Consider the following 25,707-nt stretch of genomic DNA (forward strand, 5'->3'; position numbering starts at 1 on the left):
TTAGGATACGATTGATGAATGAACGGCACCGTTCATTTGACCGCTGTAGAGAGCGTAATCCATTCGTCCCGGTGAATGACTTCGATCCGGGAAACGTCAATTCTTTTTTGGACTTCTTCGGTGCTGAGACCCCGGACGGCTTGAAGCTGCCATGCGGCATAGTTCACGACACCGCGGCCGATCGTCCGGAGCGTAGGTCCGGCCACTTCAATGACGTCGCCGGGATGAAAGTCGCCTATAACTTCCTTGACGCCTGCCGGGAGCAGGCTTTTGCCGCGCGTTACCAGGGCAATCTCCGCGCCTTCGTCCACGATAACCTTGCCGTGCGGCTGAGAGTGAAAACCGAGCCACTGCTTTTTCATCGGGAGATTGTGCGCGCTCGTATCAAAGTAAGTGCCCTTACCCGTTCCTTCAACGGCAAGCAGCATATCGCCCGGGTCTGCGACGCGCCCGACGAATACGGGTACGCCGCCGCGCATCGCAATCCGGGCCGCCTCGACCTTGGAGCGCATGCCGCCGGTTCCGACCATGGAGCCGGAGTCGCCGGCGATGCTGTACACTTCCTCGTCAATCTCAGATACGCGGTCGATCCGTTTGGCCCCGGCGTTCTTGCGCGGGTCTGCCGTATACAGTCCGTCGGTATCGGTGATGATCACCAGCCTGCGGGCACGGACGAGATTGGCTACCAGCGCGGACAGGGTATCGTTGTCGCCGAATTTGAGCTCGTCGACGGAGACGGTATCATTCTCGTTGATAATTGGCAGGATGCCGTGCCGCAACAATTCCTCTATCGTCATCTGAGCGTTATGGATTCGTTTACGGCTTACAAAATCGGAGCGGGTCAGCAGGATTTGTCCGACACGGATCTCATGCTGCCCGAAAGCCGCTTGGTAGGCCTGCATAAGCAGCGCCTGGCCGACGGAAGCGGAAGCCTGCTTCTCGTGCAGCAGCTTGGGACGTACGGTATAGCCCATTTCCCGAAAGCCTGCCGCCACTGCGCCTGAAGTAACAAGCAGCACAGCATACCCTTGTCTGCGGAGCTGAGCAAGCTCCGCGGCAAAAAACCGGATTTTGGCTTGGTTCAAACCGCCTTCATCGGAGGTGAGCGAGCTGCTGCCGATTTTGACTACAATCGTTTGCTGCATCTGGATCACTCTTTTCCTTACTTTGTCTTATCAATACAAAAAGGCCCCGTCCTGCTAAGGACGAAAGCCTCTACTTCCGCGGTACCACCTTACTTGATGAAAAAATCATCCGTCTCCGTCCCCGTTAACGGCAGGGAGTGCCGTCCAACTCTTCGTTGGCCGTTCAGGGGCGGGTTCGGAAGGCTCCACGGTAAATTCTCGCAGCCATCGGAATTTACTCTCTGGACGTGCAGGGGGCTTCCTACTAGTCCCGTCATAACGTTTGCTTTTCATTTAAGAATAACATGCGTGGTAAGGTTTGTAAAGGCGGGAAGCGCGGCCGCCCGGCCGCCGGCCGGATTATCCGAACAAACCGAGCGCTTGGATGCGTGCTATCGCTTCCTTGAGTCTGGCCTCCGTGCTGAGCAGGCCAAGACGGACATAGCCTTCCCCGTGTTTTCCAAAGCCGACGCCCGGTGCGACGACGATCTTCGCTTTGTCCAGCAGCATGTCGGCCAGCGATTCGGAAGAATACCCTTTGGGAACGGGCAGCCACGTAAAGAAAGATCCTTGCGAACGGTTCGCTTTCCAGCCGATGCTGTCGAGCGCTTCGAACAGGGCGTCTCTGCGGCTCTGGTAGACCGAGACAAGCTCCTTTACGCAATCCTGAGGGCCGGTCAGCGCCACGGACGCCGCTTCCTGGATGCCGCCGAACAGACTGCAGTAATAATGGTCCTGAATCAAATTGATCATCCGGACGACCTCGGCATTGCCCAGACAGAAGCCGACGCGCCAGCCGGCCATGTTGTACGTTTTGGAGAGCGTGTAGAATTCGATGCCTACTTCTTTGGCCCCCGGAGTTTGCAGGAAGCTGATCGGCTGCTGTCCGTCGAAGCCGATGGCGCCGTATGCAAAGTCGCTGGCCACTACAATGCCGTTCCTGGCGGCGAAATCGACGGTTTCCTTATAAAAGGAAGCGGGAGCGGTTACGCCCGTCGGATTATTCGGGTAGTTGATAAACATCAGTTTCGCTTTGTTGATCTCATCGGAAGACAGCGCACTGTAGTCCGGAAGAAAAGCGTTCGCTTCACGCAGCGGCATGAAGGCCATACGGGCTCCGGACAGCGCGACGCCGGACCAGTAATCGGGATATCCGGGATCGGGAACAAGACATACGTCTCCGGGGTTCAGCAGGCACTGCGCGATCTCGACAAGCCCGGTTTTGCCGCCGAACAAAATCGCCACTTCCTTTTCCGGGTCGAGCTCGACTCCGTAATCCTCCCTGTACCGCTTGGCTACGGCTTCTTTTAAAAACAAATAGCCGTTAAAGGGGGGATAGCGGTGGTACAGCGGATTTTCCGCAGCTTCCTGCAATGCTTTCACAATATGAGGAGGGGTTGGACGGTCAGGATTACCCTGTCCCAAATTAATAACGTCATGGCCCGCAGCGGTTTGTTCGTTCGCTTTGCGCACGAGCTTGGCGAAAAACTGTGTGGGCAGGTCAACAAGACGCTGCGCAGGTTGAATCGGAAAAGCGCTGACGGCGCTTTGGGCTGCATTATTCATTCGAAAGGTCACTCCAATGGGTTCAAAAATGGTTCGCAAACGCAAAATGATCCTGCGCTTCATATAGATGAAAGGCGGATAAAACTAATGTAACATGAAAAAACCTGCAGGTACAGAAGGTTTGCAAAACCATGAAGGAAAAGGACGAAAAATGAAATAAAAAATGATATAACCGGTCGGCTGACGGCATGTTTCTGCGATCTTCCCGTTCAGGATACACGAAACGTTGGCAGGAATGCGGCGAACAGCAGGAAACATGATCGGAGAAGAGAGGGGAATCGTCTTTTTTAGTAAATATCATTCACTAATTAAAGTAAGGTCAAAACAACGGACTGACTTTGCTGCGGAGCCTGTGCCGGATATATATGTGCTGAATTCATGGCGGACGGAATCATGGTTTTAGGAAAACATACTATGGTATCGATTAAAAAGTATTGATTTTTTTTCCTTTTGATAATAAAATCAGTTTAGTGAACGGAATTTACCAAAAAGAGGAGGTGAAATCAAATGGAGACTGCAAAAAGCTCCTACGGCAACGTAGCTCATGCTTTAGACATCCTGCTGGCTTTTAAAGATAAAAGCGAGCTTTCTTTGGTTGAAATGTCGGAGCTTTTAAAAATCCGAAAAAGCTACTTGTTAAAAATATTGGATGGCTTAAAGGAGAAGCAATTTATTACCCAGGATTCCAGTACAGGAAATTACCAGCTGGGCTTGGCCTGCCTTGAATTGGGATATGCCTTCGAAAAGCGGTTGGATATTCGCAAGGTGACCCATCCTTCATTGGTAGAATTGGCTAAAGTTACGAATGAACTCGTTCACTTAGGTGTACTGGATGCCAATGTTGTCGTGCTGCTGGATCGGGTCGTTTCGAATGATTCATCCTTACGGTTGCAGTTTCACTTGTCATTAACGTCGCCGCCGTATTCCACGGCACTCGGAAAAGTCTTGCTGGCTTTCAGCGATGAAGCAAAGGTGGAGCATTATTTATCGACGACCAAACTGGAGCCGTATACTTCGCACACCACGGTGGATCCCAATATTTTCCGGCTGGAGCTGGCGCAAATCCGGAAGCTGGGCTACTATCTTTCGTATGAAACTTTCGAAAACGGGATTTCGTGCCTATCCGCCCCGGTGTTTTCCAGAAATGGCTCGATAGCGGCGGCGATCAGCATCTGTGCGCCAACCATTCGAATCATGTCCAAAGAAAAAGAATTGGTAAAGCATTTGCTTGAAACGACTTCCAAGGTATCAGCCAAATTGGGATACGCTCCAATGGAAGTGACAAGCTGACGACGGCGCTTTGGACAAAAAAAGAGGGATCTTTTCATAATAAATGGCAAGCGACCAAACTCCCATTTGAAAAGATGCACCTCCATCATTAAGTTTATCACACCAACGGAAAAAATTGAATGGCAGCATGTTTTTTTAACGTGTGTTCAGCGGTGCAGCATGCCTGTTTTTCGAGTTACTGAAAGCGTTATATTATAAAGGCGGATAGAACTTTGATAGAAAAAATCACTTGCTAAAGCGGGGGATACAATGGCTCAAGTTCAAATTGCAGCTCCACCGGAGATAAATAAGAAAAAAGCAAACAGAGCATTGTTGGCAAGTATGGTTGGAAGCTCCATCGAGTGGTTTGATTTTTTTCTTTACGGTTCCATGGCTGCATTGGTATTTAATAAACTGTATTTTCCCAGCGATGATCCCATAGTAGGCTTACTGCTGGCCTATATGTCGTTCGGGCTCTCGTTTTTCATTCGTCCCTTAGGAGGTATTGTATTTAGTCATATCGGCGATAAAATCGGTAGAAAAAAGACGCTGATGTTAACTTTAATGCTGATGGGCGGAGCAACCGTACTGATCGGTTTATTGCCGGATTATAATGCTATCGGGATTTGGGCTCCTATCCTGCTCGTCTTTTTGAGATTGTGCCAGGGCCTTGGGATCGGCGGGGAGTGGGGCGGTTCCGTACTGTTGGCCGTAGAATATTCATCCAAAAAGAACCGAGGGTTCTTCGGGAGTATCCCGCAGCTGGGCGTACCCGTCGGAATGCTTCTGGGAACTGTTGCCATCTCGCTGTTAAGCAATCTGCCGGAGGAACAATTTCTCTCATGGGGCTGGAGGCTGCCTTTTATCCTTAGCGCTGTATTGATTATTGTAGGTCTTTGGATTCGTAAAGGCATCGAAGAGACGCCGGTTTTCCAGGAAGCAAAAGAGAGCGGCGATATCGCCAAGATGCCGCTGGTGGATACGTTCCGGTATCACTGGAAATCCGTGTTCATTACTGCCGGCGCCAAATTTGTTGAAACCTCGCCCTATTATATTTTTGCCACTTTTGTAATCGCTTACGCTACGGGGTATCTGGGGTATCAAACGTCTACTGTTCTTAATGCCGTAGCCATTGCCAATCTGGTAACCATATTCATGATCCCTTTGATGGGGAAACTTTCGGATAAAGTCGGCAGAAAGCCGCTTTACATTGGCGGAACCATCGCGATGCTGCTGTTTGCCTTCCCGTATTTTTATTTGCTATCGCTGCAGTCTGCCATATGGTTGACCGTAGCGACGATTATCGCGATCGGCATTATATGGGCCCCGCTGGAGGCTGTGATGGGAACGATGTTCTCCGAGATTTTCAGCACGAATATACGTTATACGGGCATTTCTGTCGGGAATCAGTTGGGTGCCGCAGTGTTCGGAGGTACAACGCCGATGGTTGCGCTTGCACTGCTTAATGCTTTCAATGATTCCTGGGTACCGGTAGCTTTATACATTGTCGCCGCCTGCATCATTTCTCTTATTTCGCTTTTTGCCATACGCGAAGGGAAAAATTTGGATTTATAAGTACCACCGGATTCGATTTACCTAAATATATAAAAAATAATCGGATTGAAATCAAAAAGGAGTGGATGATCTTGTCTTCCGTTTTTTTACCGGTCAGAATTGAATTTGGAATAGGCAGCAGTACGCGTATAGGTAGTGAATTCGATTCACTAAAGTGTAAACGAGTCATGATTGTTACGGATAAAGGAGTCATTCAGTCCGGTTTGCTGGAGAACATGACTCAAAGCTTGGCCGACAGCCATATACAGTTTGCGATATACGACAGGGTACTGCCCGATCCCAATATAGCGTGTGTGGAGCAGGCAAAGGAATTTTATTTTTCTGAACAATGCGACGGCATTTTGGCTGTGGGGGGCGGAAGCTCCATTGATACCGCCAAAGCGGCCGGAGTACTGGTTACCAATTCGGAACCCATCATGAGCTATACGGGAATAGACCAGATTAAAAATCAGCTTCCGCCGTTGATTACTGTACCGACAACATGCGGGACGGGGTCGGAAGTAACGAATGTAACGGTAGTCACAGATGAGAATCATTTCAAGAAGCCCATTATATCATCCTACATCATCCCGAAAGTGGCTATATTAGATCCGAATTTGCTGCTTAGTCTTCCTCCTCATCTGGTTGCTTCTACCGGTATGGATGCATTAACTCACGCCATCGAAGCTTTAACGAATAACATTCAAAATTGGTATGGGGATTCCTGCGCTTTGGAGGCGATCCGTCTGATCGGCAAATCCTTGAGGCCTGCGGCGGCCAACGGAAACATTACCGATCTTGGCCGGATGCTGTATGCCAGCACATTGGCAGGCATCGCCTTTACCGTATCGCGTTTAGGCCTGGTTCACGCCATGTCGCACCCTGTCAGCGGTTTTGCGGGGATTCCGCATGGTGTAGCCAATGCCGTTTTACTGCCCTATGTGATGTCCTTTAATTTGGTCGGCAATCCGCATGCGTATGCGCTGGCGGCCAACGCCTTGGGGATCTCGCCGCAGGAAAATGAAATGGCGGCCGCCGTGGAGGGAGTAAAGGAGGTTATCAAATTAAACCATCAGCTTGGCATTCCCAAATCGTTTAAAGCACTTGGAGTGAATGAAGAACTGATCCCCGGCATGATCGAGGACACCTTCAAAAGCGGAAATGTCGCTATCAATCCAAGAAGGGTAAGCATAAGCGATGTAGAGCAAATCTATAAAAAATCGTTTTCCGGGGACAGCCCGCTGGGATTTATCGAGTGAGAGATAATTTAGAGGAGGAGAAACTATGCGTTATTTAAACTACATTAACGGGCAATGGAAAGAACCGGTTTCAGGAGATTACAAATTGAACTTGAGTCCGCATAATCAGGAGGTTTTGGGAGAATTCCCGTCAAGTTCGGCGGAAGATGTGCAGGAGGCGGCGGCCGCGGCAAAGAAGGCATTTTCTTCATGGAAGAAGCTTTCATTTCAACAGCGGGCATCCTATTTGATCAAAGCAGCAGCCATTTTGAACGAAAAAGTCGAGGAAGTAGGCCGTGACCTCTCGCTGGAAGAAGGAAAAACATTGGCAGAGGGCATTGGCGAGACACGGCGTGCGATCAGTATTCTGGAATATTATGCGGCGGAAGCCCGGCAGCCGATCGGTGAAGTGATCCCTTCCGTTAATGCGGAAACCTTCTTGTATACGACACGTGTTCCGGTAGGCCCTGTCGGATTGATAACCCCTTGGAATTTTCCGATTGCGATTCCGATGTGGAAGATGGCGCCGGCCCTCATTTACGGGAATACCGTGGTGATTAAACCGGCGGACATTACTCCGAAATGCGTTTACCATATCATCAGTGCACTTGATGAAGCGGGACTGCCCGCAGGCGTCGTCAATTGCGTATTTGGCAGAGGATCCGTCATTGGTACGGCTTTGGTTGAGAATCCGCATATCAAAGCGATTTCGTTTACAGGCTCCAACCAGGTCGGCCATCAGATTCAGAATCAAGCCGTAGCTTCGGGCAAGAAGGTCCAATTGGAGATGGGGGGCAAAAATCCGCTTGTGGTGCTGGCCGATGCCGACTTGGAGAAAGCGGTGGACATCGCGATTAGCGGGGCATTTAGATCCACCGGACAAAAATGTACGGCAACAAGCCGCGTTATTGTGGAGGAAGGCATATATGAAGTCTTCCGCGACCGGCTGGTCGAACGTACGAAGCAGTTGAAAGTGGGCAATCCGTTGGATGCGGACACCTTCATCGGCCCTGCCGTATCCCAATCGCAGCTTGACGGCGTATTGGAGCTGATCGAAGCGGGGAAGGCGGAAGCGACATTGCTCTGCGGAGGCGAACGGCCAACGGACCCGTCGCTTGCAAACGGATTTTATGTGCTGCCGACCGTATTCGAAAATGTATCGAGAGATGCGCGAATTGCGCGCGAAGAAATATTCGGTCCAGTGATCGCGCTGTTTAAGGCGAAAAATTACGATGAAGCGATCGAGCTCGCCAACGATACGGAATTTGGCTTGAGTGCGGCGATCTGCACCAACAACCTGACGCTGGCGGAGCGATTTGTCGAAGACATCGAAGCGGGGATTGTGCATGTCAATTCGGAAACGGCGGGCGCGGAGCCGCAGGTTCCGTTCGGCGGCTGCAAGAATTCAAGCACAGGTTCGCGGGAACAGGGCAAGACGGCGATTGAATTCTATACGCAGGTGAAGACCGTTTATAAGGACCGGTTGTAATACGTCCCCGAAATCATTTCATTGTTTATTAAAACTTAATGAATAAGGAAGGATGAACCGCATGATTACCGCCAATGCAAAATCAAAAAAGTCGTTAAAGCATGGGATTATTGATTGCGATTTTCACCAAACCTTAAAAAGTTATGACGACTTAAAGCCTTATCTTCCCAGGGTATGGTGGCCCCGGTTGAGCGCTCCCGAGGCTTCGCTGCCCATAACAATTTTTAAACCCATTCCATTGTCCCGCAGGGATGCGTCGCCGGGCAACGGATTGCCTGCCGGTTCAGACCCGGAATATGCCATATCCGATGCGCTTGACCGCTACAATATCAGCAAAGCGATTCTTACGGGCAGCCTGCTTACGATCTCCGCTCACAATAACCCGGATTACGCGGCGGCTGTGGCCTCGGCATTCAATGACTATACGCTCGACACATGGATTCCGACGGACGATCGTTGGCTGGCCTCGATCCTTGTAGCTACCCAGGATCCGCTCCTGGCGGCAAAGGAAATCGACCGTCTCGGTTCGCATCCGAAAGTCGTTCAAGTGATTATGGCCGTCTCGTCAAGAGAACCTTACGGGCAGCGCCGTTATTATCCAATATATGAAGCGGCTGTGCGCAACAATCTGGTCGTTGCGTTCCACGGCGGCGGCGAAGGAGACGGGATCAATCCTCCCATTTCGGCAGCGGGTTATCCGACAACGAATTTTGAACGCCATAATATTTTGGCGATCCATCATATGTCGCAGATCAACAGTATTGTTTGCGAGGGTGTATTTGAAACCTTCCCAACCCTGAAAATCGCCTTCATTGAGGGAGGCTTGGCATGGGTGCCACATCTGATGTGGAGAATGGACAAAAATTTCAGGGCCATGCGCAGCGAAGTTCCGTGGCTGAAAAAGAAACCAAGCGAATATATCATTGAACATTGCCGCTTTACAACACAGCCTATCGAGGAGCCGAGCAATCAGGAGCTCATTCAAATGCTCAGCATGATGCGGGCGGAGAAAACCGTCATGTTTGCAACCGATTACCCACATTGGGACAATGACACTCCAACCTTCGTCCTCCAAAAACTGCCGGAGGAGCTGCGCCGCCGTATAGCCTTTGAGAACGCTGCCGAACTGTATGGGCTGACGGACAGCTATTCCGTAGAGGAAGAAGGTGGCCTGACAGGATGAAGCACGTTGCAGCGGAAGTCGGAGAGATCGCAGTCGGAACATGCAAGATCATCAGCATTGAAGGGCGAAGCATCGGGATTTATTACGATGGCGAGCGTTATCATGCCATTCGCAATGTGTGCCCGCATGAACAGGCGGAGCTGTGCAAAGGCCATTTTTCGGGAACCACGTTGACTTCCAAACCGCATGAATACATTTACGGTATGGAAGGAGAAATTCTGGTTTGTCCTTGGCATGGATGGGAATTCAATGTAAAGACAGGAGCGTCGCTCGTCGATCCGGACAGGTACAGGGTAAAGGTATACGATGTTTCCGTTGAAGAGGACAGAATTGTGGTGCACGTTTAAATTGCCGGACAAATAACTTGGGCCGGACCAATAAATTTGGGCCGGCCAGATTAACCTAAGGAGTGAGATCATTATGGCAGTAAATGAAGTGAAACCTGCAGAGCCTAAAATCAAAATGAAGCGCAGCATTATTGATGTCGACATTCATAATTATACCCCACTTGATGTGATCAAGCAGTATTTGCCCCGGGCTTACCGTGATCAAATCGATTTGTGGGGGTGGCGGCTCCCGGGCTCTTTATATCTGAACGGGGGAATTAAAGTGGGCCAGATGGCCGACTCTGTTCCTCCTGGCGGAGGCTTTCCCGGAAGCGACCTGAATTTCATGAGAGAACAGCTGTTGGATCCGTATCAAATCGAGTATGGGATATTAACCGGCAGCGATTACTCGTGTCAGGCTTCGCCCGATCTCGATTACGCCGCTGCGATCAGCACCGCGATTAATGAATACACATTGGAGCATTGGCTTGCAAAGGACAGCAGGCTGAAAGGGTCCGTATTTATTCCTAAGCAGGATCCGCTGCAGTCCGCAAAAGAAATTCGCCGTGTCGGTTCTCATCCGGATATGGTTCAAGTCATTGTGTCCAGCGGGGCTGAAAAACCGTACGGGCACAGATACTACCATCCGATTTACGAAGCCTGCGTCGAGCATAATCTTCCTTTTACGATTCATGTCCTGATGGAAGGGGTCGGCATTAACGGGCCGAATACCGGCGCCGGTTACGTCAGCTATTACCCCGAGTATCGGGCCAGCAGACCGATGGTGATGGCGGCGCACCTGGCGAGCTTTATCTATGAAGGCGTTTTCGAAAAATTTCCGACCTTAAAGGTCGTTCTTCAGGAGGCAGGCGTGTTTTGGCTTGCGCCGTATTTATGGAAGCTGGACGAGGATTGGAAAGCGCTGCGCTTCCAAACGCCATGGGTGAAGAAAAAACCGAGCGAATATTTCCGCAGCAATGTGCGAGTGTCCTCGCAGCCGCTTGAGCCGACGCCGAATCCGGAGACGTTTACCCAAATGATGAACGCCGTTTATGCCGACGAGGTCTTAATGTTCTGCACGGATTACCCGCACTGGGATTTTGACTCGCCTGTGAGAGCGTTTCCCAAGTTGGAAGATTCATTATGGGAGAAAATTTTTTATCAGAATGCAGCTGATCTATATGGTCTGCCGGCAAGAGGAGCTCGAAAGGAAGGTGCAAAGTGATGTCTGTTTTTCTGGTTGGCAAGGCATCGGAAATTCCTGAAGGAAAGAAAAAGATCGTTGAAGCGAATGGCCGAAGCATCGGTGTTTATAACATCGCGGGGCAATTTTATGCCATCCGCAACACTTGCCCGCATCAGGGAGCGGCTCTTTGCGCCGGCCTTACGGCAGCATATATTACCTCTACGGGTCCTGGCCACTTTGAATACGAACGTGACGGCGAGATTGTAAGATGCCCATGGCACCAATGGGAATTCGACATTAAAACGGGCTGCATGATCGTGGATCCTAAGATGAGAACGAAGAGCTATGAAGTAACCGTCGAGCGCTACGATGTATCCATTGAAGACAATGAGGTATACATCCATCTGTAACAGCGATGACCATAAAGCCGGCTCGACTTTGACTAAATGCGCGAAGTGAATTTAAATCATAGACTGCCCGTGATCGATCGGGATCATGGGTAGTCTAAATGGGGGAAATATTCATGCAGCAAAAGCAAGAATCAAAAAAAACATCGACCAAGGCACTTGTGGCGAGTTTGATCGGAAGCTCGATCGAGTGGTACGATTATTTTCTCTATGGAACGCTTGCAGCACTTGTATTCAATAAAATATTTTTCCCTACGATCGATCCTGTCGTGGGTTTGATGCTCGCTTACACCTCGTTTGCCCTTCCGTTCTTTATTCGCCCGCTGGGCGGCGTCATCTTCAGCCATATAGGGGATAAAATCGGACGAAAAAAAACGCTTGTTCTCACATTAGGATTGATGGGAGGCGCCACGGTTTTAATCGGTTTGCTTCCTTCGTATGAAACGATTGGCGTATGGGCTCCGATTTTGCTTATTACCTTAAGGCTTATACAGGGGCTTGGCATCGGAGGAGAATGGGGCGGCGCCTTGCTGCTCGCGGTCGAGTATGCGCCTAAAGGAAAAAGGGGTTTCTTTGGAAGCGTGCCGCAAATGGGGGTTACCATCGGCCTGCTTCTCGGTACAATATCGATTACGCTGATGACTGCCCTGCCTGAAAACCAATTTTTGGCATGGGGCTGGCGTGTGCCGTTTATTTTAAGCGCCGTGCTCGTTCTGCTCGGGTTATGGATCCGGAAGGGGATCGATGAAACACCCGCGTTTAAGGAAGCCAAAGAAAGCGGAAACATAGCCAAGGTTCCGATTGTCGACACGTTCCGTTACCATTGGAAATCCGTGCTCATTGCCGTGGGTCTCAAAGCCGGAGAAACGGCTCCGTTTTATATTTTCTCGACGTTCATTATTTCCTACGCCACGGGGCATCTGGGATTCACAGCTACACCGGTGCTGAATGCAGTGACCATCGGAACGTTAATTACAACCATCGCGATTCCTTTTATGGGGGCTTTTTCCGATAAAGTGGGACGAAAACCCTTGTTCATCTGGGGAATCGTTGCCATTGTTTTGTATGCGTTCCCATATTTCTATATTCTTTCGCTGGGCTCGACGCTGTGGTTAACGATTGCGACCATCATCGGATTAGGCATCTTGTGGGCTCCGGTTACGGCTGTGCTGGGGACGCTTTTTTCCGAAATTTTCAGTACGAACGTTCGGTACACGGGCGTAACCGTCGGCTATCAATTAGGGGCTGCATTGGCTGGAGGCACCGCTCCTCTGATTGCTACGGCGCTGATGAACGGTTTTAACAATTCCTGGGTGCCCGTTGCGGTCTACATGATGGTGATCGGATTACTGTCTCTTTTTGCGATATTCAACACGCGAGAAACGAAAGATCTTGCTTTTGAGAGCAACGAAATTGAAAGTACAGAACAAGAGTTTATTCTGATCGCGCAGGGTGAAGTGCAGAAGAGTTAGCGGACTTGCTGCAGGCGACAGGTTAACCTGTCGGTACTCATCATCACCGCGCCGAACTGCAAGGATCATACGGGGCTGCATAGGAAAAAGGTTCAACCGGTCAGGTCTGATCTGACCGGTTGTTTGCATTCTCCTTGTTCATGACATCGCGGAACGTCTCCATGAAAGCAGTGACGGCTTTCGATAAATATCTGCCTTTGCGGTAAGCGATCACCAGAGTCCGCGTGGGCCGGATCGTCAGCGGCAGGTAAGCCGGCGCGAACTCGCTATGTCGTCCCCGGGACACCATAAGCGGCACGAAAGCAATACCCATCCCTGCGGCTGCAAGGGATTGAACGGTTTCGATATTGCTGCTCTCGAACACGATGTTGGGAGTAAATCCGGCCTGCTGACACAAATCGAGCGTAATTTGGCGGAAGCCCTGTCCTTTTTTCAGCGTAATGAAAGGTTCGTTCCTCAGTTCGGCGATATCAACCGCTTTGGCCTGTCCATCGGCGCTGTATTGGGCTAACGGATGCGTCTTCGGAACGGTCAGCACAATTTCCTCTTCGATCACGGCTTCATAGTCGAGCGTTTCATCGATAAGCGGCAGCGACAGGAGGCTAATATCGGCCTGCCCGCTTGCGGTCAGCTGCTCCAGATTGGTCGTCGTCTCCTCCACAAGGACGATATCGATCTCCGGATAGCGCGCCTGGAACGCCGGCAGCACCAAGGGCAGCACATGGGCGCCCGTAATGGGCAGGCTGCCGACGACCAGCCTGCCTTTGCGCATTTGGGAGATGTCCTCCATCTCTTTTTTGAGCTGCTCGACCATGTCGAGTATTTTTTGCGCCTTCTCGACAAACAGGGTTCCGGCATAAGTGGCTTCCACGGAGTTCGTGGTTCTCTGAAACAAAAGGACGCCGATTTCTTTCTCCAGTTTGGACAGCTGTTGGCTGAGCGAGGGCTGGGCGATATGCAGCTTTTCGGCGGCCCTGGAAAAGTTTTTGTCTATGGCGATTTGCAGTGCGTATTGCAGTTGTCGAAGCTCCATCATCACCGCTCCTTTACGATTGCTTATAATCAAAAACTATCAATCTTATAGATATTATATCTTGGATCAATGAAGATGGAAATGGTACGATATTACGCATAGGATGCATCATATTATATTGAGGTGGAACCGATGGCAAAAACAATTATCGAAAAAATTTGGGATAACCATGTCATTCATTCGGAACCGGGCAAACCAAGCATTATTTACATCGATCTTCATTTGGTTCACGAAGTGACTTCCCCGCAAGCGTTCGAAGGTCTTCGCATGGCCGGCCGCAAAGTGCGCCGTCCGGATCTGACGTTCGCGACAATGGATCACAACGTCCCGACGAAAGACCGTTTCAACATTACCGATCCGATCTCCAAGCAGCAGATCGACACGCTTGCCAAGAACTGTGCTGATTTCGGCGTGAAGCTGTTTGACCTGAACCACATCGATCAAGGCGTTGTACACGTTATGGGTCCTGAAGTGGGACTGACGCATCCGGGCAAAACGATCGTGTGCGGCGACAGCCATACGTCCACGCACGGTGCGTTCGGCGCGCTGGCATTCGGAATCGGAACCAGCGAAGTGGAGCACGTGCTCGCAACGCAATGCTTGCAGCAGGCAAAACCCAAGACGCTGGAAGTGCGCATCAACGGCAAGCTGAGACCGGGCGTCACGGCGAAGGACTTGATTCTCGGCGTTATCGCCAAATACGGCACGGACTTCGCTACCGGCTATGTCATTGAGTACACGGGCGAAGCGATCCGCGGCTTGTCCATGGAAGAACGTATGACGGTCTGCAACATGTCCATCGAAGCCGGAGCAAGAGCCGGTTTGATCGCTCCGGACGAAACGACGTTCGAATACCTGCGCGGCCGCGACTATGTACCGAAAGGCGAAGCGTTCGATCAAGCGGTTGCCCGGTGGAAGCAGCTGGTTACGGACGAGGGAGCTGTTTACGATCGCGTAGTGGAATTCGACGCGGACAGCCTGATTCCTCAAGTCACCTGGGGTACAAGCCCGGGCATGGGTACGGATATTACGGCCAGCGTGCCGAACCCTGCTGATTTTCCAACGGAAAATGAGCGTAAAGCCGCCGAGAAAGCGCTGGAATACATGGCGCTCACACCGGGAACACCGATGACGGAGATCGCTATCGATTATGTGTTTATCGGCTCCTGTACGAACGGCCGGATCGAGGACCTGCGTGCGGCTGCGGAAGTGGCTCAGGGCTACAAGGTGGCTCCGAACGTTACCGCCATCGTAGTGCCGGGTTCAGGCCGCGTGAAAGCACAGGCGGAAAAAGAAGGACTCGACAAAATCTTTACCGAAGCCGGTTTTGAGTGGCGTGATGCGGGCTGCAGCATGTGTCTGGCGATGAACCCTGACGTGCTTCAACCGGGTCAGCGCTGCGCATCGACCTCCAACCGGAACTTCGAAGGCCGTCAAGGCCGCGGCGGACGTACGCACCTCGTATCTCCGGCAATGGCGGCAGCGGCTGCAATCAAAGGACATTTCACGGATGTGCGCGATTGGAAATTTAAAGTGAAGCAAGAAGCTTAAAATCAATCATTCTCATGTGAGGAGTTAACGACATGGAAGCTTTTAAACAGCATACAGGCCTGGTCGGTCCGGTGGACCGCGTGAATGTGGATACCGACGCTATTATTCCCAAGCAATTTCTGAAGCGTATCGAGCGCTCCGGCTTCGGTCAATTTTTATTCTATGAGTGGCGCTTTGACGAGCAGGGCGCCGTCATTCCGGAATTCAGTCTGAACCTGCCCCGCTATCAGGGCGCTTCGATACTGCTTTCCCGCGCCAACTTCGGCTGCGGCTCTTCCCGTGAGCATGCGCCATGGGCGATTCAGGACTATGGTTTTAAAGTCATCATCGCACCGTCGTTTGCCGACATTTTCTACAATAACTGCTTTAAGAACGGCATTCTGCCGATCAAGCTGAGCGAAGAGCAGGTCGAGGAACTGTTCCAGCGTACGGCAGCGAATGAAGGCTACAAATTGAGCGTTGATCTGGAGAACAAAACGATTAAGGACGGCCAAGGTCTCTCCATCAGCTTCGATCTGGATGAGCATCGCCGCCAATTCCTGCTGCAGGGGCTCGATGATATCGGCCTGACGCTGCAGCATGAAGACAAGATTGCAGCCTATGAAGCGGCTCACCAAGCCTTATAAGCCATTTTTGCAAATGAAAAAGCTGTTGAGAGAATATGCTCAGCAGCTTTTTTGCTGTCCATTTTGTTGTTTGCCGAATGATTTCTTATTGAAGAATAACATTAGGGAGAACAGGAAACGAATGAAGATTTTTTACTAAAGGTAAAACAGGGTGGGAATTTACAATCTTATTGATAGGTAATGCCATTTTTCTTTGGTCAAGAGTTTTATCAAAGAAAAATGCGATGACAAATACGCGATCGTGTTGATTGGGCACGATAGATGATGAGCCGCCTTATCCGTAGGCGGTTTTCTATTGGTCAAGAATCAACAATAGCAAGAGCATGTTTTTTATTTCCATCATCCAATGTATATAATAGCATTTGTAGTATACATAAAGGGGTGAGGGCCATGATTTTCAACAAAATCGGGATCGTCGGCGCGGGCACGATGGGGCAGGGCATTGCCGAAATGCTCGCCGGCAAAGGGCTTGATGTGGTGCTGATCGACCGCACGCCGGAAAAGCTGCTGCAAGCGATGGAGCAAATCGAAATGAGTTTGGATAAGCAGCTGGAAAAATGGGCGATCACCGCCGCGGAAAAGAAGATGATATTATCGAAGATACAAAAAGAAACGTATGTGCACCGAATGATGGAGTGCGATTTGGTCATCGAGTCGATCAATGAGGATTTGGAGCTCAAGAAGCAGCTTTTCCGGCAGCTTGACGATGTGTGTCCTCCAAACATCATTCTGGCCAGCAACACGTCTACGTTAAGTCTGACGGAGCTGGCGGCGGAAACCAAAGCACCCGAGCGGGTGATCGGCCTTCATTTTCTATATCCGGCATCGAAAATCCAGCTGGTGGAAATTATAAGAGCGCTGAAAACGAGTGATGACACCTTCGTCCGCACGAAGCAGTTTGTGGAAGAGACGATTCAAAAACGCGGGATTCAAGTATACGAATCTCCGGGCTTTGTGACGACGAGGCTATTCTGCGTGCTGATCAACGAGGCGATGCATGTGCTTTCCGAGCGGGTGGCCTCTGCAGAGGATATTGATACGGCTATGCGGATCGGATATGATTTCCATTACGGTCCGCTGGAGATGGCCGACCGGTTCGGTCTGGATTCGGTGCTTGCCTCTATGGAACGCATGTTTCGGGAATTCGGGGATGTGAAATACCGGCCGTCTGTACTGCTGAAGCAAATGGTGCGGGCCGGGCAGCTCGGAACGAAAACGGGACAAGGTTTTTTCCGCTACGATAAGGACGGTGACCGGCTATGATCATTCTAGTCGTTAATGCAGGCAGCTCGTCGCTGAAGTTTCAATTATATCAAATGAAGGATGAAACCGTGCTCGCTAAGGGCAAAGTGGAACGCATAGGGATGGAATCGGCGATTTTACACTTTGAACCTGCAGGAAAACAGGAAATCCGGGAAGTACGGGAAATATTGGAGCATACGACAGCCTTTCGCAAAGTGATGGATATTCTTGTTCATCCGGTTCATGGCATCCTCCAGTCCGTGGATCAAATTGAAGCGGTCGGGCACAGGGTTGTGCATGGGGGGGAGTCGTTTTCCGGCTCCGTTTTGGTGGACGAGGAAGTCAAACGCGAAATCAAACGCCTGTTCGACTTGGCTCCGCTGCATAACCCGGCGCATATACTGGGGATCCAGGCCGTGGAAGCGAATATGCCCGATATCCCGCAGGCCGTTGTCTTCGATACGGCGTTTCATCAGACGATGCCGCCGACCTCTTATTTGTACCCGATTCCGATGGTGCTCTATAAAAAACACAAAATCCGCCGTTACGGCTTTCACGGCATGTCCCACGCCTATGTGAGCGAACGGGCCGCGGCTTTTCTGGGCCGTCCGCTTAAGGAATTGAAGCTCGTTACCTGTCATATCGGCAACGGCGCCAGCTGCGCAGCCATCTTGGGCGGCCGCTCGATGGATACGAGCATGGGGATGACGCCGCTGGAGGGTCTGATGATGGGTACCCGCAGCGGTGACATCGATCCGGCGATCGTGCCGGTTACGATGAGCAAAGAAGATCTGACGCTGGCGGAAGTGAGTTCGATGTTGAACCGGCACAGCGGGCTCATGGCGATCTCGGGCATCGGAAGCGACATGAGGGAGATCGAGCAGGCGATAAAAACGGGAGACCGCAATGCGTCGCTGGCGTTCGAAATGTACGAATACCGGCTGCGCAAATATATCGGCGCTTATGCCGCCGCAATGAATGGGTTGGATGCCGTTGTGTTTACTGCTGGTGTGGGAGAGAATTCTGCGATGCTCCGGGCTGCGGTTTGCCGGAATTTGAGTTTCCTCGGGATCGAGCTGGATGAGCAAGCGAACGAACGCAAGGAGTCCGGGGAACGGGAAATCACGGCGCCGGAGTCCAAGGTAAAGGCGCTGGTCATTCCCACCAATGAAGAACTCGTCATCGCCAGGGATACATACCGTTTGATTTTACACCGCAATGATGTAGAATAATGAGATAAGGCGAATACCGAACGTCTGTTCATTGATAAATGCTACATAACGAAATACGGGGGAGGATGGTTTCATGAGCCGCAATTTATGTATGATCCGGGACGTGGATCAGCATGTGAACGAAACCGTTACGATCGGATGCTGGCTGCACAATAGCCGATCCAGTGGGAAAATCCGTTTTTTGCAGCTGCGCGACGGTTCCGGTTTTATTCAAGGCGTGGTTGTAAAAAACGAAGTGGATGAGCAGGTATGGGAGGATACGGGCAAGCTTGCGCAGGAGAGCTCCTTGTACATCACGGGCGTAGTGCGTGAAGATGCCCGCAGCAAGGGCGGCTACGAGCTGACGGTTACGGGAGTGGAGATCATTCAGCTCACAAGCGATTATCCGATTACACCCAAGGAGCACGGGGTCGATTTTCTGATGGATCACCGCCACCTGTGGATCCGTTCTCCGCGGCAGCGCGCGATTCTGGTGATTCGGGCGCAAATCATCCGGGCGGTGCAGCAGTTTTTCGATGAGCGGGGCTTTCATCTGGTCGACCCGCCGATCCTGACGCCTTCTTCGGCGGAAGGGACGACGAGCTTGTTCCATACCAAATATTTCGATGAGGATGCATTCCTGACCCAGAGCGGCCAGCTCTACATGGAGGCTGCGGCCATGGCGCTCGGCAGGGTTTATTCGTTCGGGCCAACGTTTAGGGCGGAGAAGTCCAAGACGCGCCGTCATTTGATCGAGTTCTGGATGATCGAGCCGGAGATGGCCTTCTTCACGCATGAGGAAAACCTTGAAATACAGGAGCAATTTGTCGCCTACATTGTGAAGTCGGTGCTGGAGCACTGCCGCAGGGAGCTTGAGGTGCTGGGGAGGGACGTATCCAGGCTGGAGGGCATCGAGGCTCCTTTTCCGCGCATTACATACGACGAGGCGGTTAAATTTCTGCAGGAGAACGGCCATGAAATCCAATGGGGGGAAGACTTCGGCGCTCCCCACGAAACGGCGATAGCCCAACAATATCATAAGCCGGTGTTTATTACTCATTATCCGACGGACATTAAGGCGTTCTACATGAAGCCGGATCCTGCACGGCCTGAAGTGGTGCTGTGCGCAGATTTGATCGCGCCGGAAGGATATGGGGAAATTATCGGCGGCAGCCAGCGGATCGACGATCCGGAGCTGCTGGAGCAAAGGTTTCAGCAGCACGAGCTGTCGAAGGAAGCGTATCAGTGGTATCTCGACCTGCGCAAGTACGGATCGGTGCCGCATTCCGGCTTCGGTCTGGGGCTGGAGCGCACAGTGGCCTGGATATGCGGTCTCGACCACGTTCGCGAGACGATTCCGTTCCCGCGGCTGCTGTACCGTTTATACCCGTAATATCCGAAAGGAAGGGCTTGCATGAGAAGGAGCGAACAAGATACGAAGGAGCTGCCGTCCGTGCTGCTCGCGGGCTGGCAGGAGGGGAACGTGAATGTTCCTTATTGGCTGCTCCGGTATTACACGCAGCTTCGGCTGCAGGAGCAGGATGTCATGCTGATTCTTCACGTTATGGCTTTCAAGCAAAAGGAAAACAAGGATTTTCCGACGTTCGAGGAGATCCAGTCGCGCATGTCGATCCCGCAGGAGAAGGTCATTGCCGTCCTGCAAAAGCTGCTGAAGGAAGGGCTGCTGAGGATTGACGAGGAGACGGATCCGTTATCTGCGGTTCACAGCGAGAAATATAATTGGCAGCCGCTGATGGAGCGGCTGGCGGAGTGCCGCCTGGAAGAGCTGCTGGAGGAACGCGCGGCCTTGCGCAGGCAAGCGGGTGCAGACGCATCCGGAAAAAAGGATATCTTTACCATCTTCGAAAAAGAGTTCGGGCGTCCGCTTACCCCGATGGAGCTGGAGTCGATCTCGGGTTGGATGGATAAAGACGGATATCCCGAGGAGCTTATTCTTGCCGGGCTGAAGGAAGCGGTATTCGCAGGAAAGGTGCATTTTCGTTATATCGACCGGATTCTTCTGGAATGGCAGCGAAACCGGATCAAAACCGTAGAACAGGCGAAGGAGCATTCCCAGAAATTCCGTGCACGTTAACCAAGAGACAGCAGGGGTTGTCCCGGGCTGTTCATGAAATCCCTCAAAGGGAAGGACCAAGAGTGTCCTCCTCTTTGAGGGATTTTTTTTTGTATTGCAGCGGAGGGATGAAGATCACCTATTTCTAAAGAGGAATCGGAGGAAGAGGTCGTATTATGGAAAAAAATTTTAAAAAATAATGATCTTTTTGTAACCTTTCTTTGAACATCTACGTCTAAATGGATGGTAGTTACACTTTCTGGCAGATTATAGACAAATTCATAACCGGAAGGAGGGCCCATATGATTCGATGGCTGCGCAGACGACATCAAGACGGGATGCACAGGAAGCCGCTTCCTGAAGTTCCACCGGCACCGCAGGACTTACGCGGGGCGCAAGCGCAGGCGGAAGCGGAGAGCGCCTCTTCGGCACAGGCCCTGATGGACGATCCTTCGGAGCATGAACCGGTTATCGATACGAGCAAACCGCTCCTCACCGTAACCGGTGTGGAACGTTCTTTTTCAGTGGGAGGACATGAACTGCATGTGTTGAAGGGAATTGACATGGAGCTGTTTCCCACACAGCTTGTCATGCTGAAGGGAAGATCCGGCTCGGGCAAAACCACGCTTCTGAATTTGATCGGGGGGCTGGATCTGCCTAACCGGGGGGAGATCCGGTTCAAGGAGCATTGGATTCATCAATGCAGCGACGATCGGCGGACGTACATAAGAAAAACTGAAATTGGATTCATTTTCCAGTCGTTTGCATTAATGCCTCTGTTATCGGCTTGGGAGAATGTAGAGCTGTCGCTGCGGATGGCCGGTCGGCCAAGATCCGAATGGAAGGCGCGCGTGGCTCACTGTTTGGAACTTGTAGGTCTGGGCAAACGGATGCATCACCGGCCGTTCGAGCTCTCCGGGGGAGAGCAGCAGCGCGTAGCCATTGCCAAAGCGATAGCTCATAAACCCAGTCTGCTGCTGGCTGACGAGCCGACTGCAGAGCTGGATTCGCAAATGGGAGCTCAGGTCATGACCGTTTTTCGGGACATCATCCGAACGGAACGCATGACGATCTGCATGACAACGCATGATCCGACAATAATGGAGGTTGCCGACCGTGTATTCGAAATGGTGGATGGGAAGTTTATCAATAGTTAAAAAAGGGGGAAAGCCTTTCCTGCTCGTATGCATGGCGGCATCGTTGGCCGTTTCTTCGGGCTGCTCGCTTTTGCCAAAAGAAGAGGAGGAAGAAATCGTACCCATCGTCAAGCCGCCCCAGCTTTCCAAAAAACCGGAGTATGTGGTGAAGACGGATACGTTGGAAACGAAGGTGCGCGGCTCCGGGAAGCTGATGGCCACGGTGGAAGAAGACTTGTATTTTACCGATGAGAACAGCCGCCGCATCAAAAATGTTGCCGTAAAGGCCGGAGACCAGGTGACACAAGGCCAATTGATCGCCGAACTGGATGTCACGGAGCTTGAAAGCCAGCTGAAGCAGAAACGGCTTCAGACGCGCAAAGACGAGCTGACCATGATTGAGATGCTGCGCAAGGCCGACGAGATGAGCGCCGAACAGTTGGAGCAGGCGAAGATCGATTTTGAGCTGAAGCGCGAAGAGCTGATTGAACTGGAGAAAACCATTGCGGGCGCAAAGCTTACGGCCCCGTTCTCCGGTACGATCGTATCGGTTTATCTGAAGAAAGGGGATACGGCTAAAGCTTATGATGCGGTAGCAACCATCGCCGACTTGTCCCAGCTGACGGTAGCGGCCACGCTCAGCGGGGAAGACTTGAAGAAAGTGGCGGTCGGCATGGAGGCCATTGTAGATATTAACTCGGCCGGTCAGCACAAAGGAAAAGTACTGCAGCTTCCGAATCCGAAAGCCGATGACGGCAGCGGGGGCGGCGGCTTTCCCGGCGACGGTCAGGGCAGGCAGCCTGATTCGATCGAAAACTATATGATCATCCAATTGGATCCGTTCCCGGAAAACCTGAATCGGGGCACACCGCTCAGCGTATCGGTCATTACGCAGCGCAAGGAGAATGCGGTTGTCATTCCGCTTGCCGCCCTTCGCTCGTATGCCGGCCGAAACTACGTACAGGTTGTGGATGACCAGGGCAGTAAAAGGGAAGTCGATGTGGAAATCGGCCAGCAGACGTCGACCGATGTGGAGATTGTGAAAGGTCTTACGCCCGGGCAGAAAGTAGTGGGACGCTGATGGCAATGCTTCGTTTTTTATTCCGCAAAATGTGGAATACGCGCTGGCTTACGCTCAGCACCTTAGCCGGCCTCATTATGGCTGTTGCGTTTACCACGAGCATTCCCATGTATTCGGACGGTTCGCTCAAGCGGGTCGTCGCTGCAACGCTGAAAGAGAAAAGCCAAGGAATGTCCGCCGGTTCGGTCTTGATCCGCTATCAAGCCTCCGGCAATGACCGGGCGGATCTGTCTGCATTTGCCGATGTCGATGCCTATATCAAAGAAGAACTGCCGCAAGAAATCGGTTTCCCGGCGGACGCGTACGTTCGCAGTTTGTCCATACGCGGTTCGCAGCTTACCCCTGACGATCCGTCAAAAGTGGATCCGAGCAAGAGAAGGCAGATGACCCTGATGGCACAGAGCGGACTCAAGGAAGAGGTCGAGCTGACGCAGGGGAATTGGTTCTCGGAACAGCCGCAAGACGGCGTTATCGAAGTCGTTATCCATGAGGAATCCATGTTCCGGGGGGACATGCGCGTCGGCGATGTATTTCATTATCCGATTTCCGGGGGACTCGGCATCGCCCCGCTGAAAGTAAAGATCGTGGGCATATTCAAGCCGAAGAATGATGCTGATCCGTATTGGTTTCAAGGAATAGAAGGGCTCATCACGACCTTTTTTATGAGCGAAACCGGGTTTAACGACGAGCTCTTGACGAAGAAAAAAATTCCGCTCAACCTGGCGAACTGGTATTACGCTTTTGATTTGCAGGAAATCAAAACGAGCCAGCTCTCTTCGCTGCAGCGCAAGCTGGAGCGGCTCGACATTACGCTGTACCAGAAGCTGAAGGATACCCGGGTGGACGTATCGTTTATCCCTCTGCTGCAGGAATTTAAAGTACAAAGCCTGCAGCTGCAGATCCTGCTGTTCACTTTAGCCGCTCCCATGATTGCGATGGTATTCTATTACATCGTAATGAATGCCAGACAGTCTCTTGACCGGCAGCGAACCGTCATTGCGGTCATTCGAAGCCGGGGCGGGAGCACGAGACAAATTATATGGATCTATCTGCTGGAGGGGCTGCTGCTCGGAGGAGCAGCTATCATCATCGGTCCCATGCTCGGGTGGTTTATGGCCAAAAGCATAGGTTCATCCAGCGGTTTTCTTACCTTTGTGGACCGGGAGGCCGTTCCGGTCGGCCTATCTGAAGAAGCGCTGCTCTACGGGTTAGCCGCCGTGGTCATTGCTTTGATGGCCAGCGTGATTCCGGCCGTCATTTATGCCAGAGCCTCGATTGTCAGCCATAAACAACAATTGGCGCGCTCTGACAAAAAGCCGTTCTGGCAAAAATGGTTCCTTGATGTGCTGCTGCTGTGTCTGGTCGGATATGGGTATTACTTGTTCGGCCAGCGCCAGGAATTGTTCGCACAGACAGGGATGACGACGGATCAGCTGCAGGTGCATCCGCTGCTGTTTTTCATTCCGGCATTATCGATTATCGGGCTTGGGCTGTTTTTTCTGCGTATCTTTCCGTGGCTGCTCCGTTTCTGCAATTGGCTCGGCAAGCGGGTTCTGCCCGTTCCGATGTACTTAACGCTGACGCAGCTGTCCCGTTCGTCAACGGCCTATTATCCCCTGATGCTTCTGCTGATCCTGACACTGGGTCTTGGGGTGTACAACGCTTCGGCGGCGAGGACGATCGATCTGAACTCGACGGACCGGATTTTGTATGCCTACGGGACAGATGTGGTGATGAAAGCGGATTGGCAGGCTGTCGCCGAAACGCCGCCTCAAGCCCCGAATCCGGGAAACGGTCAAGGTCAAGGCCAGGGCAATCCCGGAGGCAGCGCGGGAGGTAACCCGCAAAGCCCCGGGGGTTCGAATCCGGGTCAAGGCCCGGGCAGTCCCGGACAACCGGGCGGTCCCGGAGGCGGCACGGGAGGACCTCCGCCGACAATGCGCTATATCGAACCGCCGTTTGAGGTGTTCCGCCAGCTGGAAGGCGTGGAGCATGCGGCACGTGTCCTGCTGGCAAAAAGCAACGTTGTCGTTTCCGGCAAATCGCTCGGCCAGGGCATGCTGATGGGAATCGATAACGTCGATTTTGCGGAGGTGGCCTGGTTCCGTAAAGATTTGTTTTCTGTGCATCCCAACCATTACTTGAATCTGCTCGGACAATACGAGCAAGCGGTCATTATTCCGACAACGTTTGCCGAGAAGCATCAGATCAAGCCGGGCGATTTAATGAATATTACGATATCCGGCCAACCGGTGGAATTCGTCGTCGTTGCCGCCGTCCCTTACTGGCCGAGTCAATATCCGGAGCAGACGCCGTTTATGATCGCCAATCTGGAGTACATTTATGATCAGGCTCCGGTAACGCCTTATGAGGTTTGGCTGAAGATGAAAGACGGAGCCAAGGTCACGCCGTTGATCGAAGCGCTCAGGGAAAAGAAAGTCGACATCGCCAGCGTCAAGGACGTCCGCAACGAGCTGATCTCTCAAAAAAGGCATCCGGCCCGCGGAGGGGTATTCGGTATTTTGAGCCTTGGCTTCCTCGTCTCGGTGCTCGTTTCACTGATTGGCTACATCTTGTACTGGTTTTTCAATTTGTCCAGCCGGGTGGTCCAGTTCGGCGTATTGCGGGCGATGGGATTATCGAAACGTCAATTGACAGGCATGCTGCTGCTTGAGCAGATGTTTACCGCAGGCTTGGCGATTGTTCTGGGCTTAAGCATCGGTAAATTGACGAGCTACCTGTTCCTGCCTTTCCTCCAGACGGCAGAGAATGTCAAAATGCAGGTGCCTCCGTTTCGTGTGGTATTCGATGCCAGAGATACCGATCAGCTCTATGTCGTCGTAGCCGTCATGATGCTGACCGGTGCGGGCCTGCTGTTCCTTCATATCAGGCGCTTGCGTGTCCATCAGGCCGTGAAACTGGGAGAGGAGAAATGATGT

The 25,707-nt window shown here is 51.8% G+C and carries 21 protein-coding genes; 18 read left to right on the forward strand and 3 right to left on the reverse strand.

The window, feature by feature from the left end; translation table 11 throughout:
- Nucleotides 1-32: 32 nt before the first annotated feature.
- Together proB and BLT35_RS21190 are read right to left on the reverse strand one after the other, a co-directional pair.
- Complete coding sequence (proB, locus tag BLT35_RS21185; RefSeq protein WP_074729677.1) at nt 33-1,145, reverse strand: glutamate 5-kinase; 1,113 nt, start codon at nt 1,143-1,145, stop codon at nt 33-35.
- Between the two features lie 339 nt (nt 1,146-1,484).
- On the reverse strand, nt 1,485-2,690 hold the full coding sequence (locus BLT35_RS21190) for a pyridoxal phosphate-dependent aminotransferase (RefSeq protein ID WP_074729678.1): 1,206 nt from the start codon (nt 2,688-2,690) through the stop codon (nt 1,485-1,487).
- 507 nt (nt 2,691-3,197) lie between these two features.
- Between BLT35_RS21190 and BLT35_RS21195 the strand changes: the two genes are divergently transcribed.
- The 9 genes from BLT35_RS21195 to BLT35_RS21235 all read left to right on the forward strand — a co-directional run bounded on the left by BLT35_RS21195 (nt 3,198) and on the right by BLT35_RS21235 (nt 12,814).
- Entirely contained in the window at nt 3,198-3,980 is a 783-nt protein-coding gene (locus BLT35_RS21195; protein ID WP_054818089.1) for an IclR family transcriptional regulator, read from the forward strand.
- 249 nt (nt 3,981-4,229) lie between these two features.
- A complete protein-coding gene (locus tag BLT35_RS21200; protein ID WP_171005930.1) occupies nt 4,230-5,534 on the forward strand; it encodes an MFS transporter in 1,305 nt (434 codons plus the stop codon).
- A gap of 71 nt (nt 5,535-5,605) precedes the next feature.
- Nucleotides 5,606-6,772, forward strand: a complete 1,167-nt coding sequence (locus tag BLT35_RS21205) for an iron-containing alcohol dehydrogenase (RefSeq protein ID WP_160327345.1) — start codon at nt 5,606-5,608, stop codon at nt 6,770-6,772.
- Between the two features lie 25 nt (nt 6,773-6,797).
- On the forward strand, nt 6,798-8,240 hold the full coding sequence (locus BLT35_RS21210) for an aldehyde dehydrogenase family protein (protein ID WP_062407717.1): 1,443 nt from the start codon (nt 6,798-6,800) through the stop codon (nt 8,238-8,240).
- A gap of 61 nt (nt 8,241-8,301) precedes the next feature.
- Complete coding sequence (locus BLT35_RS21215; protein ID WP_062407719.1) at nt 8,302-9,423, forward strand: amidohydrolase family protein; 1,122 nt, start codon at nt 8,302-8,304, stop codon at nt 9,421-9,423.
- The gene (locus tag BLT35_RS21220) at nt 9,420-9,770 is read left to right on the forward strand and encodes a Rieske (2Fe-2S) protein (RefSeq protein ID WP_054818094.1); all 351 of its coding nucleotides are present in this window, start codon (nt 9,420-9,422) and stop codon (nt 9,768-9,770) included. Before BLT35_RS21215 ends, BLT35_RS21220 begins: the two co-directional genes overlap by 4 nt.
- Before the next feature lie 73 nt (nt 9,771-9,843).
- Nucleotides 9,844-10,974 (forward strand): amidohydrolase family protein, encoded by a 1,131-nt coding sequence (locus tag BLT35_RS21225; RefSeq protein ID WP_062407721.1) that lies wholly within the window; start codon nt 9,844-9,846, stop codon nt 10,972-10,974.
- Nucleotides 10,974-11,345, forward strand: a complete 372-nt coding sequence (locus BLT35_RS21230) for a Rieske (2Fe-2S) protein (protein ID WP_054818095.1) — start codon at nt 10,974-10,976, stop codon at nt 11,343-11,345. Before BLT35_RS21225 ends, BLT35_RS21230 begins: the two co-directional genes overlap by 1 nt.
- 113 nt (nt 11,346-11,458) lie before the next feature.
- Entirely contained in the window at nt 11,459-12,814 is a 1,356-nt protein-coding gene (locus BLT35_RS21235; RefSeq protein ID WP_062407723.1) for an MFS transporter, read from the forward strand.
- Nucleotides 12,815-12,914: 100 nt separating this feature from the next.
- On the opposite strand, the gene BLT35_RS21240 is transcribed toward BLT35_RS21235, so the two are convergent.
- Nucleotides 12,915-13,847 carry a LysR family transcriptional regulator gene (locus BLT35_RS21240; protein WP_062407725.1) on the reverse strand — a complete coding sequence of 311 codons (933 nt, stop codon included), beginning with the start codon at nt 13,845-13,847 and terminating at the stop codon, nt 12,915-12,917.
- A gap of 132 nt (nt 13,848-13,979) precedes the next feature.
- Here BLT35_RS21240 and leuC point away from each other — a divergent pair, with 132 nt between their 5' ends.
- The 9 genes from leuC to BLT35_RS21285 all read left to right on the forward strand — a co-directional run bounded on the left by leuC (nt 13,980) and on the right by BLT35_RS21285 (nt 25,704).
- Complete coding sequence (leuC, locus tag BLT35_RS21245) at nt 13,980-15,398, forward strand: 3-isopropylmalate dehydratase large subunit (RefSeq protein ID WP_062407726.1); 1,419 nt, start codon at nt 13,980-13,982, stop codon at nt 15,396-15,398.
- 32 nt (nt 15,399-15,430) lie between these two features.
- Nucleotides 15,431-16,024 carry a 3-isopropylmalate dehydratase small subunit gene (leuD, locus tag BLT35_RS21250; protein ID WP_062407728.1) on the forward strand — a complete coding sequence of 198 codons (594 nt, stop codon included), beginning with the start codon at nt 15,431-15,433 and terminating at the stop codon, nt 16,022-16,024.
- 390 nt (nt 16,025-16,414) lie between these two features.
- Nucleotides 16,415-17,287 (forward strand): 3-hydroxyacyl-CoA dehydrogenase family protein, encoded by an 873-nt coding sequence (locus tag BLT35_RS21255; protein ID WP_054818096.1) that lies wholly within the window; start codon nt 16,415-16,417, stop codon nt 17,285-17,287.
- On the forward strand, nt 17,284-18,498 hold the full coding sequence (locus BLT35_RS21260) for an acetate/propionate family kinase (protein WP_062407730.1): 1,215 nt from the start codon (nt 17,284-17,286) through the stop codon (nt 18,496-18,498). The genes BLT35_RS21255 and BLT35_RS21260 overlap by 4 nt, the downstream gene beginning before the upstream one ends.
- A 73-nt stretch (nt 18,499-18,571) precedes the next feature.
- Nucleotides 18,572-19,870, forward strand: coding sequence for an asparagine--tRNA ligase (asnS, locus tag BLT35_RS21265; protein WP_062407731.1), 1,299 nt, complete (start codon nt 18,572-18,574; stop codon nt 19,868-19,870).
- Nucleotides 19,871-19,891: 21 nt separating this feature from the next.
- Nucleotides 19,892-20,572, forward strand: a complete 681-nt coding sequence (locus BLT35_RS21270) for a DnaD domain-containing protein (protein WP_062407733.1) — start codon at nt 19,892-19,894, stop codon at nt 20,570-20,572.
- Between the two features lie 281 nt (nt 20,573-20,853).
- Nucleotides 20,854-21,708, forward strand: a complete 855-nt coding sequence (locus tag BLT35_RS21275; protein ID WP_082660688.1) for an ABC transporter ATP-binding protein — start codon at nt 20,854-20,856, stop codon at nt 21,706-21,708.
- A 31-nt stretch (nt 21,709-21,739) separates the two neighbouring features.
- Nucleotides 21,740-22,768: an efflux RND transporter periplasmic adaptor subunit gene (locus BLT35_RS21280; RefSeq protein WP_082660978.1), complete on the forward strand. Its 1,029-nt coding sequence runs from the start codon at nt 21,740-21,742 to the stop codon at nt 22,766-22,768.
- Entirely contained in the window at nt 22,768-25,704 is a 2,937-nt protein-coding gene (locus BLT35_RS21285) for an ABC transporter permease (protein WP_074729680.1), read from the forward strand. Before BLT35_RS21280 ends, BLT35_RS21285 begins: the two co-directional genes overlap by 1 nt.
- The last annotated feature ends 3 nt before the right edge of the window (nt 25,705-25,707 follow it).

It is taken from the genome of Paenibacillus naphthalenovorans (assembly GCF_900099895.1).
GTDB lineage: Bacteria > Bacillota > Bacilli > Paenibacillales > NBRC-103111 > Paenibacillus_G > Paenibacillus_G naphthalenovorans.